The sequence below is a fragment of the Paenibacillus sp. FSL F4-0236 genome (genome assembly GCF_038000135.1).
Classification (GTDB): domain Bacteria; phylum Bacillota; class Bacilli; order Paenibacillales; family Paenibacillaceae; genus Paenibacillus_AQ.
On the sequence record NZ_JBBOBK010000001.1, the window covers coordinates 1,590,568 to 1,605,034 of the forward strand.

Annotated in this window: 8 protein-coding genes; 7 read left to right on the forward strand and 1 reads right to left on the reverse strand. The window is 41.3% G+C overall.

Features of this window, described 5'->3' with window-relative positions:
- The 5 genes from NSQ29_RS07215 to NSQ29_RS07235 all read left to right on the forward strand — a co-directional run bounded on the left by NSQ29_RS07215 (position 1) and on the right by NSQ29_RS07235 (position 9,624).
- Positions 1 to 1,632, forward strand: a complete 1,632-nt coding sequence (locus NSQ29_RS07215) for an extracellular solute-binding protein (protein ID WP_341124693.1) — start codon at positions 1 to 3, stop codon at positions 1,630 to 1,632.
- Positions 1,633 to 1,769: 137 nt separating this feature from the next.
- On the forward strand, positions 1,770 to 4,127 hold the full coding sequence (locus tag NSQ29_RS07220; RefSeq protein WP_341124694.1) for a hypothetical protein: 2,358 nt from the start codon (positions 1,770 to 1,772) through the stop codon (positions 4,125 to 4,127).
- Between the two features lie 120 nt (positions 4,128 to 4,247).
- Positions 4,248 to 6,053 carry a sensor histidine kinase gene (locus tag NSQ29_RS07225; protein ID WP_341124695.1) on the forward strand — a complete coding sequence of 602 codons (1,806 nt, stop codon included), beginning with the start codon at positions 4,248 to 4,250 and terminating at the stop codon, positions 6,051 to 6,053.
- A 16-nt stretch (positions 6,054 to 6,069) separates the two neighbouring features.
- Complete coding sequence (locus NSQ29_RS07230; protein WP_341124696.1) at positions 6,070 to 7,650, forward strand: response regulator; 1,581 nt, start codon at positions 6,070 to 6,072, stop codon at positions 7,648 to 7,650.
- Positions 7,651 to 7,788: 138 nt separating this feature from the next.
- A complete protein-coding gene (locus NSQ29_RS07235; protein ID WP_340971150.1) occupies positions 7,789 to 9,624 on the forward strand; it encodes a hypothetical protein in 1,836 nt (611 codons plus the stop codon).
- A 376-nt stretch (positions 9,625 to 10,000) separates the two neighbouring features.
- Here NSQ29_RS07235 and NSQ29_RS07240 read toward each other — a convergent pair whose 3' ends face one another.
- Entirely contained in the window at positions 10,001 to 11,350 is a 1,350-nt protein-coding gene (locus NSQ29_RS07240) for a lytic polysaccharide monooxygenase (RefSeq protein ID WP_341124697.1), read from the reverse strand.
- Positions 11,351 to 11,992: 642 nt separating this feature from the next.
- Between NSQ29_RS07240 and NSQ29_RS07245 the strand changes: the two genes are divergently transcribed.
- Both NSQ29_RS07245 and NSQ29_RS07250 read left to right on the forward strand, forming a co-directional pair.
- Positions 11,993 to 13,318, forward strand: coding sequence for a glycosyltransferase (locus NSQ29_RS07245; protein WP_341060200.1), 1,326 nt, complete (start codon positions 11,993 to 11,995; stop codon positions 13,316 to 13,318).
- A gap of 44 nt (positions 13,319 to 13,362) precedes the next feature.
- Positions 13,363 to 14,463 (forward strand): acyltransferase, encoded by a 1,101-nt coding sequence (locus NSQ29_RS07250; RefSeq protein ID WP_341060201.1) that lies wholly within the window; start codon positions 13,363 to 13,365, stop codon positions 14,461 to 14,463.
- The last annotated feature ends 4 nt before the right edge of the window (positions 14,464 to 14,467 follow it).

A 14,467-nucleotide genomic window follows, 5' to 3' on the forward strand; every position in this document is an offset into this window, starting at 1 on the left:
ATGAGTAAGGGAAAAAGGATTGTGTCAATCTTTATGGCAGTAATGATGGCTGTTGTTTTTAGCGGGTGTCAATCGAATAAGGATGCGGAGAGTTCAAGTCAGCCAGCAACGGGTACAGAAGCAACTGCGGGTTCGGAAGAATTGACGCAGGAACCTCTAGTTATCAAGCATTTCTATAATTATGACTGGTTCAATGTCGATTGGACAAGTTCGCCCTCCGGTCAGGAAATTCAAAAGCAGGCCAATGTAAAGATTGAATTAAGCAAAGCAACTTCTGGTGATAATACCAAGCTAAATATGATGGTTGCTTCCGGTGACATTCCTGATTTGATTACAACCAACAAGGATGATCCCGCCATCGATTTAATGATCAAGAATGGCATGGTTTTGCCGATTTCTGATTTTATTGATCAATATGCGCCTGAGATTAGGGAGCAGAGTGAACCAGAGGTCTTTAAATACTACAACTATAAGGATGGAAAGCAATATTTCTTCCCGTCGTTTCTCGTTACCCCATATGACCTTCAACAATCAGATTATAATACGGTTAGCGGAGGTGATGGAGTAAGCGCTATCAGAAGTGATGTTTATGAGGCAATCGGAAAACCAGATATGTCAACGCCTGACGGATTCTTTAATGCAGTGAAAGTAGCAAAGGAAAAGTTTCCTAAGCTTACCGGCTGGTATTTCGGGGCTTTCAACAAAGATCTGACCTTCTTTAAAGCAGGTGAATTTCAAGGTTATATGTTCCCTGCTACCCAATTCGGCATCCATGTATATGATGTAAACGCGGATGGAAAGCTCACATCGGGTGTGCGTAATCCGAAATTCACTGAATTCGTAAAGTTCATGAATAAAATGTACACGAATGGATTAATGTCCTCTGAATCATTCGTAGATGCGCAGGATATTAAAGAAGCTAAGAAACAAAAAGGGGATACGATCGTATTCTCCGGGATCGTGAATGATTTTAACGAAACGATCAAAACTCAGGATAATCCGGAAGTGGGCTGGGAGCCTCTACCGTATTTCCCGGATGGTAAGTATTTCAAAGATGGCTCTGGTTGGACAGCTACGCTGATCTCCAAGAAAGTCGCTGACCCTGAACGGCTGGCTAAATTCATCTCTTTTATGACTTCTCAAACAGGTAGAGAGCTTGATGCTTATGGGGTAAAGGGCGTTCATTGGGAGATGAAGGAGATCGATGGGAAGCAAGTACCAAGACGGACTCCGGAATTCCAGACCTTATACGAAACCGACGGAAGCAAATATCAGAAGGAAACAGGGGTATCCACCTACTTTGCTTTCTCGGATGACTATATCCATGGCAGAATGGCTGCACTTACCGATTCCGAGAAGACAGATTACAGAAAGAACTTGGAGAGCATTGTCAAGCCGCACAAAGAAGCGGATATCGCATTGGGACTTATTCATCCATTGTCCACTTCTGAAGAAGGGATTATCCAAAATAAGCTCAATGAGCTCTCCAAAGCGTACTACCCTAAAATGGTTATGGCCAAGAACGAGGGTGCCGCTTTAGATACCTATAATGAGTTTGTGAAGAAGGCGGAAGACACCGGTTTGGCAAAACTGGAGGCTGCTTGGACCGCTAAGTATGCGGAGTTTAAATAAGTCAGCTTAGCAATAAAATAATGTTAATCAAAGAAGTGGATGAGTGTGACGAGAATCAGGCTCATCCTTCTTCTTTTCGCAAGGAAAACTCTTAAATCCACTACAAATCCGCGTTATACGTTTATTCGGGGGATACAATGAAGGAAACCATTAAAATCTGCAAAAAAGGGTATGACATTGTCATCGAGAAAGGTTCTGGCTGCATCAGGGAATTGTATGACAATAAAGATGCTAACCGGGTGAACCTTGTTGACCGCAACAGGCGGTTCGGGAGCTTGGCCGCAACCTTTAAAGACAAGAAATCATACCATACAGAAATAAGCCATGTCGCAGACGCCAAGAAACACATCGTTATAGATGACCAACTCATCACCCATTCTTTTTCTTATCTGAGAGGTTCCTGTGCCGTTTTTACCAATTTCGAATATAACTCCACCTTAAAATACGAATTTATGGACGAGTTTTTTATCCTTTCCATTGAAGCTGCAGACACGAATATCAGCCAATTCGGCATGAACCTTGATTTCAATTTTTTAGGGAAGTTAGGCACAGGATATGAGGATCAGGTGATCCCGACATCCCCCTATACCTCAGCAGACGGCAAAGCCTCCTATTATCTAATGACAAGGCCTAACGGCAGATGGGTTCTGGTTACCTCACCTCAACCCCTGGCTGGGTGGCGACTGGAGTATTCTCCCAATAATTTTGGACATTTTATTCTCGGATTGAAGATGTTTGAGAGCTTTGATGATGTTTTTGTTTCAGATTCAGGCACGAAACAAAAACATACGATAGCCCTTAGGATCGACTTTCCCGACACGTACAGGGAGGCCATGTCGCTTGCGAGCTCCGCCTTGGGATCCCCTGTTCCCTATTTTCCGGTTGCAGGGGGAACATTGGGGACAGAGCTTCCCATGACTATTGAAGGAGTATATAACAAAATTATCCTTCATTCACCATCAGGTAACAGCACGGATATTACAGAGCATGTAGTAGAAGATAGCGGCGGATATCAGGTTTCAATTAGGCTTTGTGAAGAGGGATTCTACAGGGTTGAAGCATTTGGAAATTCCCTGAACAGCCTGGACTGTGTATTATTCAGCTTCAGCGGTTGGAACGAGCTGTTCCGCAAGGCGAGCAGTACTATCGAACAACCCTATCACTGTGATGAGAATCTTGCTGAGGGAGGGGTGTGGTGCTGGGCTCTGTGTGAACATATCAAGCGGTTTGGGGTGGACCCGCAATTGGCGGACAGGGTTTTAGAACATATTGATCATAAAATATTGAATCTGTCCGGAGTCTCCCCTACGCCAGGATGCTCCATCGTACCTTATCCGCACAGGTTTGAGGGTCGGGAATATGGGCCTTACCATATCTTCGAGTCAACCCGAATACAAGAGCAGTTTTTTGGGGTGTCTATTCTTCTATCTGCTTATCAAGCATTTGGCAATTCAAGCTATCTGGAGTATGCGATTGATACCTTGCTGAACCTGCTCCATGAGCATATTGCCGAGAATGGGGCCATCCTGTGTTATGAGAAAGGAAGAGAGATCGATTATACCACCGTATGCGCCCCTGTAATTGCAGTGGTGGATATGGCGAAGGTGCTTGGGGAGAGGAGAGATCCCAGAGAGGCTGTCTTTCAAGCAGCAGCCGTGAAAATTGCGGATTATCTGCTGCAACGGGGATTTCATTTCCCTACGGAGGGGGATCAGGAATACTCACAGTCGGAGATGGAGGACGGCTCGATCTCCTGCACGGCATTATCCGTTCTGTATGTTTGCTTTCACATTGAATTCAAGCATGAATACATTCGATTTGCCGAAAGTATTCTACGGCTTCATGATGCCTGGAAGATGTACACGCCTGATGCCCGGATGTACCAGTCATCCTTCAGATGGTGGGAGACCATCTGGGAAGGCGATCAGGACGGCCCGTGCATCAATGCAGGACATGCCTGGACGATCTGGCGGGGAGAAGCCGATTTCTATTACTCACTCCTCACAGGGGATATGAACAGGCTGCTCTCTTCCTACAATGCTTACCTAACCAATCTCAGCAAGATTCAACAGGATGGCACTGTATATGCCTGTTATATTCCGGATTATATTCCTTATAGCACGGAACCTGGGGTGCTGGTCCACCGATACCCGCTGAAGCCAGACCATTCTCTCTCCAGGTATGTGTGGCCGCGGGCAGTGGATACCTGGTTTAAATCGAGCGGCATTCACAGCCAGAAGGGTAAGCCGATTGCTTTGAATGGTGAAGTTACGTTTCATGAAAATTGCCTGGTTTTTATGAGCACGGCTCCCGAGTTTAGTTATTTTTTTGTTGGTGATATAAGGGGAAGAATCAGGCTTGCTACAGAGAAAAGAATCACAATCATATCTCAAACGGAGTATTTGTCAGTATACCAGGGTCGTATTGAGGCTGCTCAGGGAATCCGTTGCGAGATTACACCGGAGAACAAATGGATTGAAATTGAATTAGGGTAATCTCCCATGTAAGAGGGCAGTAAAGCTCAAAAAATGTTCATTTTTTGTCGATTTCAGTAAGTATTGATATAATAAATACGGTCGCGGCAGTGGATATTGAGGGACAGAGAGGGACGAGTTATGTTAAGAATGCTTCGGGGACCCGTAAACACCAGCTATACTTGGAAGATCATGATTTCCTTTGTGCTTGTCCTTCTCATACCCGTAACCTTGTCGGCTGTTTTTATCTACATTCGGTCTGTCCAATATGTGGAGGATCAGTCTAAGACCGCCCTCAAGGAAGCCTTGGCAAAAGAAAAAGAGAATGTGCATCAAATTTTTAACGATTACCGAAAACTCGGGAGCCAAATTGCGCAATACCCTTTGCTGATTTCATATTTTGATGATTTATATATGTCCGATACCAACAAGATTGATTTTTCCTATCATTACCTCAATTCTTTTATGGATTGGGTCCGCAGCCTGGAGACTACGGAGTATCACTTCCGGTTCTTTACTGCGAATGACAACACCTTTCAGAATGAATGGATTTACCATTCTAAGCCTTACGGTAACGAAGCATGGTTTGAAGAAGCGATCCAGGCGACCTACAGCGCTCCATACTGGGAGAATCTCCACAAAGCCCGTATTTTGGATTATGACAAAGTCAAAAACCCAGCGATTCGCGATCAGGAAATCTCCTTGTTCGTGCCTATGTTATCCTATACAACCAACGATAGAAACACGCTGCTGGAAATTTTTATTGCACCTGACGCTATTTTTGGTGGTCTCGGCAAGATGGAGGAGTTCAAACAGGGAGCCGTGTTCGTATATGATAGCATAGGTCAACTGGTCTATGAATCCAATCATCACCCGGCAGGTGTTCTCTCACAGCTATCCTCCCAATTAAACAAGGCTGAACAAAGTACATCCAATTTCGTTACGAAGGTGGGAAGTCAGTCCTTTCTGACGGAAATCCAGACATTAGAGAATCCTAACTACAGAATTATTGGAATGTTTCCTCAGAATCTGGTTATCCAAGAAACCACGAAAGCGCGAAACACCTTCGTAGTTTGTCTCGTAGCCGCACTTATCTTGATGATTCTCATCTCCTATGTTTTTTCCAGAAAACTGATGAAGAAAATAAAAAGGCTCGTAAAGGTCATGAGGAGCGTCCAGAAGGGCAACCTGAATACCCAAGTGGTAATTGAAGGAAATGATGAAATTGACGAACTCGGCAAGGATTTTAATAGAATGCTTAACAGGATAAATGAACTGATCGAGACGGTATACAAAACGGAAATTCTTCAGAAGGATGCGCTGTTGAAAGCGCTTGAGAACCAAGTGAATCCCCACTTTCTGTATAATACGCTGGAGACCATCAAGATGATGGCCGAGATCAACAGGGAAAGGGAAATCTCCGATGCGTTAACCTCATTGGGCGCTATGGTCCGCTACAATTTGACAAAAGACAACAGGCTGGTCCTGATAACGGAAGAAATCGAACAAATCAGGAGCTATTGCAGTTTGCAGAATTTGATGATGAACGGCCGATTGGAGCTGGTATGCTCGATTGCAGAGCAGATATATTCGTTAAAGATGCTGAAGCTGATCCTTCAGCCGATCGTAGAGAATGCAATCCTCCACGGGTTTCGCAACTTTGATGGTCAATGTGTCATCAAAATTTCGGCCGAGGTATACCAAAATAATATCCGATTCACAATTTGCGATAATGGGAACGGCATTGAGCCCGGGAAGCTCAGAGCCTTGAGAGAACGGTTGGAAAACAACCATAAAAACAGGTTATCCCCAGGTGAGAATGGAATCGGTCTGTCCAATGTCAATGACCGGCTTAAGCTGGCGTATGGAAGCTGCTATGGTATAGAGATTGAAAGTGAAATGAGGGAAGGAACCCGAATTTATATCAGCATTCCGGTTATTGATTAACCAAGGAGGGATGAACGTGTATTCATTATTGATCGTAGATGATGAGAACATCATTAGAAAAGGGTTGCGAGTGATTATCGACGATCTTGGGTTCTCGTTCAGGGAAGTGGTGGAAGCCGAAAATGGAGTCCAAGCTTTGGCAATATATGAGAAACACAAGCCGGATATTATTATAGTCGATATTCAAATGCCTCATATGGACGGTATTGAATTTCTTAAAAAAATAAGGGATATAGGTGCTGATAGCCGGGTTATTATTTTCAGCGGCTACAGTGAATTTGAATATGCCAGGGAAGCTATTCGTTTTAAGGTTACCGAGTATTTGCTCAAACCGATCAAGAGACAGGATCTGGAGGCTGCCCTGAAGAGGGCTTTGGACGATCTGGACCAGGAAAAGGGAACGGAAGAACTGCCTCCTGGGAGCCTCTCCGAGACAGATGGGAATATGCTTAAAGATATGCTGCTAAGCGCTGGTGGGAGCGATGAGGTCTTTCAAATGTTTTTATCCGAACGAAAGATTGAAATGCCTTGCCCGCATTTCATCATTTTATATGCACAGTTTACCCACCTGCAACTTTTTTCAGATGCCGGACAGGGAAGTATTCTCCCTGCAACTATGCTCGGCAGTAAGCTGGTGGCAATGTTTCCTCAGGTACTGTCTGTTCCGCATGTGAAAAACAGTGTGATCTCTATCATCAACATAAAAAAAGGAGACGGTTTGAGAGAACTTCGAGCCTCCTTAAACGAAATAAATGAATATCTCCGGGAAAAAGGGCTTCGAGTAAACTGGGGAGTCAGCGGTATTAGCAGTAAATCTGTGCCTCTGTACACGCTGTTTAGGCAGGCCAAAGCCGCCTTCATGGAAAAATTGGTATACGGCGAAGGGAATATTTATTTTGCAGATGAACTGCCTAAACTCGCTGACAGGTTGCACTTTAACGAATCTGATATTACCCAAATGATATCCATGCTCAGAATGATGGACACCGGGAGGCTGGAAGTCTTCATCAATCAGAGGTGCAATGAGACAAGTATAAAAGGAATGGTAACGGTGAAGGAATACCAGGACAAGCTTTGCAGCTTGCTTATACAGGTGGGGTCCGGTATAAACGGTTCCGAAAAGGCCGGTGTTTTTATGGCTAATAACATCTATCAATTCGTGGAGGAACTGGAGGAATGTACTTCTTTACCGGCGGCCAATAAGCGCTTTATTGATACTTTAGTATTGATAAGTACCTATGACCATAAAGAAGGAACAAAATCAGGAGACAATAAATCAATTGCGCTTGTCAAACTATTCATCCAGAAGAATTTCCACAAGGTAATCAATCTCGATATGCTGGCAAATCAGGTTTCCATGAATCCTTCCTACTTCAGTGTATTGTTCAAAAAGGAGGAGGGCATATCCTTAACCGATTATATTGTGAATGTCAGAATAAACAAGGCAATGGAATACCTAATAGATCCCCAGTTCAAAGTGTACGAGGTCGCAACCAAAACCGGATTCAATGATGAGAAGTATTTCAGCAAGGTATTTAAGAAAAATGTGGGAATTACACCTAAGGAATATAAAGAAAAAAGCATATTCCACATGTAGGTTTATTTTTAACAACAATAAATGCGATTTCAATAAATATGGCACGCTTTCTTGAAATTTTCCATTCTTTTTTACAGGCAGTGTTGCTAATATTCAGATTGTAGTCCCCTACAACACAAGTTTAGAGGAGGAGAAAAAATGACTTGGGCTAAGAATAGGTTTTATTGGATGTTTTTTTTATCTTTTTTGGTAGCGTTTACAGTCGGTTATGTCCGGCATGCCGAAGCAGCAGGAACTAGTACAGTCTATCCGTTTCCGGCAAGTCTCGCTTCAAACAGCGATTTTCAGGTGTGGGTCGAAAACACTTCATCACCCGTATGGACTGCACCGGGAATGGCCGCTACCCCCAAAGCAGTTACCAGCTTCGCATTCACGGGTACGGTGACTGTTAAGGTACAGTACAAGTCCAATTTCACATCAGCTAATATTATGCCTTCCCAATACGGAATAACGTATACTAAACCGGCGGCCAACCAGCTTCAGTTCACGTTAAACGATTATAAAAAAAGCAAAATTATTATTCAGATCGACAACGATCCGAATAAAGAGCTTTTCTTGTTCGGGGATCCGCCTGTAGCGGCGCCTCCTGCCGGTGCAACCGTCTATCAAGCAGGGGCGCATTATCCCGCTAATAATGAACTCACGATGCAGGACAATCAGACGATTTTCCTCATGCCGGGAGCTGTTCTGCATGCCAGAATTGATACCGCTAACAATTCCAACCTAAAAATTCTGGGCCCAGGAATTGTTGTTGCCTATGATACAGGTGTGAATCCGAATGAATCAGAGTTTGAAAACAACATGGTATTCTATAAATCCAACAATGTCGAGTTGCGGGATTTCATCCTGGTACGAAATTTTAACGACAATCTGATCCATCAACTGGTTGTACGCAATACGGACAATGTGTCCATAGACAATGTTAAAGTTATTAGCGATGCTAGATGCTCTGACGGTTTATCGCTTGGTGGAAATAATGGGGTAGATGTTAAGAATTTCTTCAGTGTATCCGGTGATAATAATCTTGTCATTGGCTGGTGGGGCAAAACCGATAATGTAACGATCGATAATTACATTGCTTATTTCCCCGAACATGCCGGCATTGCTCAAACTTCAGCCATCTTCGCTCAGGGGATTGAGGGAACTAAGCCGGGCGAGGATACCAGCTCGATTGGAACTGTTCGCATTACTAACTTCTATGCCATAAAGCAAACAAATGTACTGGGAAGCATATGGGGTAAAATTCAGGACAATATCGATAATTTTACGATCGAAAATCTCTATACCGAGCCGGGTTCGACTAGGGACAACTTGCTGTATTTTGACCTGAATGTATCCTCCAATAAAAATTTCAACCTGAAGAATGTATACTTTGATAAAACCACTGGAGGCTATCTTAGTGATAAATATTATGTAAGATTTGACAACGTATATTATAAAGGCAATTTGGTCGCCAATACTTCCGCTGCTAATGTTACAGGCTCTGGGAAAGTTCAAGTGTTGAATGGGACATCCGGGAAGCACTATGAATTTGAAAATGGTCAATTGAATGGGCCAATTGCCGCCAATAAGAATTATGCATCCTTTGGAAAAGCTGTGGCCGTTATGAACAGTGTAGGGAGTTTCGCGGAAGTTACAATAGATGTGCCTGTAGCCGGAGACTATATACTGGATATTGCCTATGCGAACGGATCAGGGGCGGATGCCGCCCAAAGCGTCTATGTAAATGGAATTTACAAGTTCCAGGCATCATTCCCCAAGACAAATGCTGGATGGGACCAGTCTGCCTCCTCATGGAAGAAAGTATCTGGCGTCGGAACGGTAAACCTGCAAGCGGGGACCAACAAAATTAAAATCCAAAAGGATTCCAATGACCTCTACACAGCAGACCTTGACTATCTTGAGGTAACTTTAAAGCCTATCCATGTGGAGATGGAAACCGGAACCGTTGAACCGTTGGTGGAGGCGCGCTGATTGTAAACAAGTACTATGCCTCCGGATTGAAGGCTGTAGGGGTTATCGATGCTGTAGGAAGCTATGTCAATCTCACCGTAACCGTTCCGAGTGTATTTGTTTTACCAGGCTCAATTGGTTCCATTTGAGTACAAATGTTTTCATGTATTCCCTCCGATTTTAATATGGAAATATTACTAAGCCCAGCCAGCAGTTGTAATGAGGTAAGTTAATATTTAACGTTAGTTTATCATGAAAATTGTCGGCCATGTACGAGTGCCAAAATTTGTGAAAAGGTAATTGAACGATATGATCGAAACAGTAAAAAACCACGAAGTACAGTTTCACTGTATCTCGTGGTTTTTTAAGATTTAGGTATTCTATGCTTTTAACATCATTACTTCAACAACCATAACGCCGGGGAATTGGCAGGCTCCCAACTGGTTAGCGATGTATGGGCTTGACGACATTCATACACAGAACCATTATAGGTTACCAACGCACCGACTGTGTAAGAGGTATTAGGTGCCCAAGCTGGGGTTGTAGACGCTGTCGCGGTTGTTCCATTGATGGTGCTGGCCACTGATTGATTGTCTGCGGCGTCGAAGGCATATACATTGAACGTATATGTTGTGCCTGCGCTAAGACCTGTTACCGTATAATCCGTTGTGGAGCCAGGTACAGTGGTGATTAATGTCGTTCCTCTATAAATACGGTAGCCTGTAACACCAACATTATCCGTTGACGGATTCCACATTAACTGAATGCTGGAGGATGTTGGTGTCCCCATAACATGTAAGCCGCCGGGGGCTGTGGGTGCTTCCGTATCATTACCAACGGGTGCATTAGTAGTAACACTGACGGAATTGCTTCCATTTGAGACATTTCCAGCAGCGTCTTTTGCCTTGACACTAAAGGTATAGGCAGTATTCGCGGTTAATCCAGATACGGTGTAATTTAATGTAGTGCCGGATACGGTTGCAACCAATGAAGTTCCGTTAAATACTTGGTACCCTGTTACACCGGTATTATCCGTGGATGCGTTCCAGGCCAATGAAACGCTGGTGGATGTTTTTGCAGTTGCCGTCAAAGCTGTTGGTGCGGAAGGAGCTTGGGTATCGACAGGGTTGCTTCCGCTAAAGTTGACATCAATGACATTATAGAAGGCGTTCGGAGTATCTGCGACTTCCCACACAGCCAAGATGACGTGGTATCCACTACGTTCCGGAACGTTAAACGTGTCTGAGTAAGTGAAGGGTGGCTGTACACCTCCATAGTTCACCGAATAGAAAGGAGTAAGGTCGAATGAGTCCCGAGTAAGAGCGGCGTTAGGATTCCAGTCGGGCTTTGTAATATAGTATTTCCAGCTGGCCGTCGAATGAGCGGCAGTCAATTTCCAAGTGAATGTATTTTGTCCGGCAGAGATGTTGACTTTAGACCAGCGTGTAGCCGATTGTTCATCAAGCTTGGGAAAAGCTCCGTTAGCGCTTGCAATCTTCCCGTCTGCTGGCCCTGCAGCAGGGAACCCCTTAGGTGCCTCTAGACTTTGGGGCTCATAAACAATCGGGCCACAATCTGTATTTTGTCCTGATTTACAGAGTGCAGCCCGGCTAGCAGGTCCTTCAACATAACCGTGAGAAAAGGATCTTTCCGGGAATAACATTACAACCAATGAAAAAATCAAGATCATACTCCCATAAGCTAACAACTTTACCCTAGGTGAATGAGAAATACGGATAGATGACATTTTACTCCTCCTTTTTATATAAAAATATGCACTGCGAACAAATGATGCATTCAGTCCCGAACGTTTTGTCTCAATTACAACTCCTTTCTTTGTTGAACGTATTTATATAAACTCATAAAGAGCTCATATATCGACATGAAAGGTAAGAGAAAAAGGTGCGTAGGGCTAAATTCATTGAATGATAACAATTTTTGTAACACCATAGTGATTATATGCAAATAAATGGTATTTGTCTACCAAATTTAGAAAGAATATGCTATTTTTTAGTATGAAAATTCTCCCTCGGAACACGATCTATATTCCCCTTATCGTTCCATATAATTCTTGGAATTTGAAAGATTCATTTAGAATGATTAAACGACAAAATATATTATTTTCTTAATTTCTCTCTCTTTCTTTTCTTTTTTTTGTGATGAAAAATGAAAAATACTGTATGTAAAATAAAGCGGTAAATTATATATTATTCAGAAAATTACAATAACAACGCTTTCAAAGGTTGCTATTTTTGGTTTTATTTACTATTATTAGTTGGAATTACTTACAAAGGATGTAAGTAATTGAAATTAGTGTGGGATTAACTGTCTGGAGAACAGTTCAATTCATAGAATTATAAGCTTTAGATAGATAAAAAGGAGTGAGGAGATGCAATACTTTTTTTATTTGTTAACCTTCATTTTTATTGGGTTTCAAACTCTTTACACAGTCATCCCTTTATTTTTCAGTAAAGTTAAGAAGTTGAATAACGATTGTGATGAAAAATCGATTTCCGTTTTAGTTCCTGCTTATAACGAGGAGCTCACTATTAAGAATTGCATAGATGCAATGGAGGGCCTAAATTACTGTAATTATGAAGTCATCATTATTAATGATGGTTCAAAGGATAAGACGTTTCAAAAATTAAATGAGCTTTTGGATTTATCGATAAGTGATAGAGAAGCAGAGGGTAAGCTTTCATACGCTGCTATAAAAGGAATTTATTTTTCGGAGAAATATGAAAAAATATTTGTAATTGATAAATTAAATGGCGGAAAGGCAGATTCTCTTAACGCCGGCATCGATTGTGCGAATTCTGATGTTGTTATCACGCTGGATGCAGATAGCATGCTGGAAATAAACTCTCTTAAATATGTAAATCAATATTTTCAAGATGATAAGATCATCGCCTTAGGTGGCACGGTAAAGATCGTACAGGGCGCTGAGAAAAGGAACGGAGTTATCCAAGATAAATTTACTGGTAAAGGTATTATAAAAAGCCAAGTTATCAGCTACATCCATGGATTTTATGTTAGAAAACTAACACAATCGGTTTTTAATTCAATTGTCGTTATTTCAGGCGCATTTGGTGCTTTTTATAAGAGTATATTGGTGGACGTTAACGGGTTTAGAAGTACTGTAGGCGAAGATATTGATATTACCTTAAAAATTCACGAGTTCATTAAAGCGAATAACTTGAATAAGAAGCTCGTCTACGCGCCAGAAGCCGTATGCTACACGGAATGCCCAGAAAACTTAAGTAACTTTTATAAACAAAGAATACGCTGGCAAAAAGCTTTTGTAGATTGCATATTAATCTATTGGTCTAAATTATCGCGAAAGTTTAGCGTTGGCGTCAGTCTCTTTTTTGCTATTGATGGTTTTGTTCTAGGTACATTAACAGCATTTACAAGCGTTTTTTATCTTATACAATCGCTCTTTCTAGGTACAAATTTATTTAAGGCTTTTATTCTCTTGTTGTCTGTTATTGTCATTAATGCACTGCAAATCGGGATTTCTCTCTATTTATGCAAAAAATATGGCAGCAATTATTCAGTTAAAGATTATTTTAGGATGTTTTTGTTTAGCCAAGTTGAATTACTAACCTATCGAAATCTGCTGCTTTATATGAATATCGTAGGCACATTTAAATACTTTGATAATGACGAGGGCTGGGGATTCGTTGAGAGAAAAGGTGTTTCAAGTATCAGCTAGTCTCCTATTGTAACTATCAGCAAACTATTCATCGGGAGGTATTTATGAATCATATATTGAAAGATAAACGAATCATATTTATAGATGTATTAAGAATAATGTCCATCATAGCCGTCATCATTCTACACTACACTGCAGACTTACTTACAAGGACAAATGATTTCAATACAACCTCTTGGTGGATTAGCAACTTTTTTAATTCGATATCCAGATTTGCTGTGCCAGTGTTTTTTATGATAAGTGGTGCAATGATCCTTAGAGTGGAAGTGAAATCATATCGGCAGTTTTATATTAAAAAAGTACTTCCTTTAATCATTTCCTTAGTTAGCTGGTCACTCATTTATGCCGTTTACACCCAATATTTTATTCAAAAAAGCAGCATGGGCGTTTATGATTTTTTCATTCATTTTTCGTACGGTTTAATCTTTGATAAAAATTATATACATTTATGGTTTCTATACGCGATTATTGCGATCTATATAACAGTTCCATTAATTAGTAAGTTGGTAAAAGTGTGCAGTGAAAAGGATTTGAAATATTATCTGCTGATCTGGTTCCTGATAAGTATGGTTTATAAATTCATCTCCGATCTTGTATTCAGATTGACCTCCGAATATATCAATATTCCTATAACTAATATACCTTTTTTTATGGGTTATCTAGGATATTTTATCCTGGGATATTATCTCTTTAACTATACGATATCGATGAAAGCCAAAAATCTTTTCTTTAATTTAGGCATTATATCCTTTTTTGTTACGCCATTAGCGACCTATTTTTCTTCCTTGTACAGTGGTGTGTTAGATGAAATGTTCTATGGCAACTATTCACTCACGACATTTTTTATGGCTATTGGAACGTTTATCTATTTTAAAGAAAAAGAAACCGCGATTAGCGAGAAGTTAAATTACAAAGTCAAAAAAATAATCAGCTCCATTTCCAAGGCTAGCTTTAGTATCTACTTAATTCATTTGTTAGTTGAAATATTGGTATCCAGAAGAGCAGAAATACAAGCTACTATACTCCAATCCATATTTAACCTTGCTTTTAATGTCATTATTGTATTCTTAATTAGCTATATCACGGTTAAAGTCTTAAATCTAAATAAATATATTACACATGTATTATTTGGGGGAAGAAGTTAACATG